The 2,579-nt window shown below is 63.4% G+C and carries 2 protein-coding genes; both read right to left on the bottom strand.

The genetic code is table 11. The features are described from left to right. A partial coding sequence (locus tag F9K20_RS21155) for a hypothetical protein (RefSeq protein WP_291006769.1) occupies positions 1-262 on the bottom strand: 262 nt, incomplete at its 3' end. A 602-nt stretch (positions 263-864) separates the two neighbouring features. After that, entirely contained in the window at positions 865-1,101 is a 237-nt protein-coding gene (locus F9K20_RS21150) for a hypothetical protein (RefSeq protein WP_291006766.1), read from the bottom strand. Positions 1,102-2,579: the final 1,478 nt, after the last annotated feature.

Here is a 2,579-nt window from a genome sequence, read left to right as displayed (position 1 = left end):
CCTGATCGGCCATTACCGCCCGCGCCGCCAGCCTGGCCAACGGCCGCAGAGCCATCAGAGCCGCTGTTAGCTGCCCCGCCACCACCCGCTCCACCATCGGAGCCGGCGGCACCATTGCCTCCAGCTTTACCAGCGCCGTTAGGCCCTGCTGCACCACCACCGCCACCACCACCACCTTTGCTGGAGCTGGTGACACCGTTTCCGCCTGCACCGCCTGAAAATTTCGTGGTGCCGGTCCCTGATCCTGCAGCACCACCTGCACCTGATGAAGCTCCTAATCCGCCGCCTGCTCCGGCCTTGGCAAGGCAAGCCGTGGTCGAGTTGTCATCCTGCTTAATGGACGTGTCAGAGGTGCCAGCACTTCCGGCTGTATTATTGGCGGCTCCTCCTGTCCCCCCAGCTCCGATCGTGTAGCTGCGGATCGCTCCTGGTGTGTAAGTTTGATTAACGACGGCGGAATAGGCCCCGCCGCCGCCGCCGCTGCCGGTATTGTCAGTGGCGGTAGAGCCCCTGCCGCCGCCGCCGCCTGGGCCGATGCACTCGATCGAATTGCTGGCGTTGTTCCAGTCGGTCGGAACGGTCCAATTGTTGGTGCCCGTGGTGGTGAGGAAGATGACCGTCGCATCCGCGTGCGCGGGATGCGGGAATGCAAAGAGTGCGAGGGAAGAGGAGACAACAAAGCTGAGGAGCAGGAGTGCGGAGAGTAGGCAATCACGAACCGTCCGCGATGCGGCTTTGGTCATATGCTGCAATTGTAGCGCAGAGGATCATCTGCGCCTCTTGAGCCTGCTCGTCGTGGGGATAAGCGAACGCCCCGCCGAACACGGCGGGGCGAGTGAGCTCCGAAACAAGCATCGCTGATGCTTACTCCTTGGCGCGGGCCTTCTTGACGGTTGCCTGCTTCTCTTTCTCCTCGGCCTCGTGCTTGTTGGGATCATAGGCCCTGAGCACGATCTTGCCGGCGCCGTGCAAGGGCAGCGCCTGCAGGATGACGTTGAAGCCTTCGCCGTCCTCATGCGGGAAGGCCACGCCGATGTTGAGCCAGTAGTCGTCCTGCTTCGGGCGCTCGATGATCGAGTAGACCCGGTACATCTTGGCCATCGTCGTCACTCCATTGTTGGACTGCACTCTCCTGCACGCGCAGGAACGAGACGCGCCTTGGCGCGCCCCGTCTGCTGCGGGCGAGGAGGGGGCAGCGATGGCCGGGAGCTGTCACAACCCTACATGCTCACGCGCGTTCGTCCAGTTGACGGCCGTTTCTTTTCGTTGCGTGCTGTTCCCGCCCGTGATTTCTGGTGGGACACGACTGACATGATTTCTGGAGCCGACACGCCATTGGCGTTGCGCGCCCGGGCCGGCAGTCAAGCGTCCACACACGCGTCGCTTGCCGACGCTTCGCTTGACGGCCGACGGCCGGAGCGCGCTACAATTCTGGCAAAGGTCGCAAGCCTGTTGCACAACAGTCGCGCATTCGGGCAACACAACACGCCAGCGAGCATATAGAGCGAGACAGCTAGCGATGGGTTCAGCACGCCTTGCTGCTATCTCGCCGGCCACGCATCGAGATAGCATGCGCCGACAGGTGCCGGCAGGCGTCGCTAGGGACACGCGCACCTGCTATCTAGACAAAGTTTTCTGCGAAATGCGCCGCGCCCACGCGCCTGCATGGCCATTGCTGCAAGGTTGCTCGACGGCGGCGATGGCACGAGGCTAGGTAGCTATCCAGATCGCAGTTGCCGCACCAGGTAGCTGGCTAGCCGGCCTCACAGATAGATCACGCGGAGCCGTGCATGGGGCACGTGATGAGCTCGTGATGCGCGACCGCATGCTGAATCAGGATCTCGGTCGCGTCGTTTGCTCCACGAAGGCAGGGACTTCGATCCCAGGAGCAGGCAACAAAAAAGTGCGACTGCTTGTGAGCTGCCGCCTAGTCGGACGCGTCGCGATACCCGAAGTATCGAACACGTCCGATAGGCCTGCCCCTATGAAAGCCCCCCTCTACGGTTTGTAGAGGTGGAGTGGTGCGCGCGGCGGACAAAGTCCTTGGCGCACAATATCTTATGCCCCCCGACGTCGGGCGCTGGCGCAGCCCGACCCAACGCCGCCACCCCGCAATGTCGATGAGGTACATCGACACTATTAGAGCGGGGCTGGCGGCCTCGGCCTTCGAAAACCATAGTCCTCCTGACGTCCGTTCTTGGTTTTCTGAAGTCCTCGGTGTCGGCGTTGGGTCGGGCTGCCGCGCAAAACATAGTCGGCGGGCCTCCTTGTTTTGCGGGCGCCGACGTCGGGGGGCAGAGTGCGTGCCAGCGCGGCTTTTCGGAGCACGTCACGATAGTCCTCGCTTCTCTGCGGGCTATCGAACGCGTCCGAAGTCGCTGGCGCGCTGACGTGACCTTGGGCTGCGGCCCAAGGCCGAGGAGTGCGGCAACGCCGCACGCAAATTGCGCGAGCCGAGCGCCTGGGGCTCGGGTCGCCGGACGCCAAACTGCCGGAAGCAAAAACGCAAAATAGCGGGTAGTGGGCATCATCCGGTCCGGGTCGGCCGAGCACCGCGCCAGCGTCTCGGCCCTTTGGGC

This window comes from Hyphomicrobium sp., from assembly GCF_009026145.1.
Lineage (GTDB): Bacteria > Pseudomonadota > Alphaproteobacteria > Rhizobiales > Hyphomicrobiaceae > Hyphomicrobium_A.
Note: the sequence above shows the minus strand (reverse complement) of the source record. Positions and strands in the feature narration are given on the sequence as shown.

Excerpts from the sequence above, each read along its gene's own strand:
- F9K20_RS21150 (WP_291006766.1), bottom strand. The coding sequence starts at position 1,101 with ATGGCCAAGATGTACCGGGTCTACTCGATCATCGAGCGCCCGAAGCAG.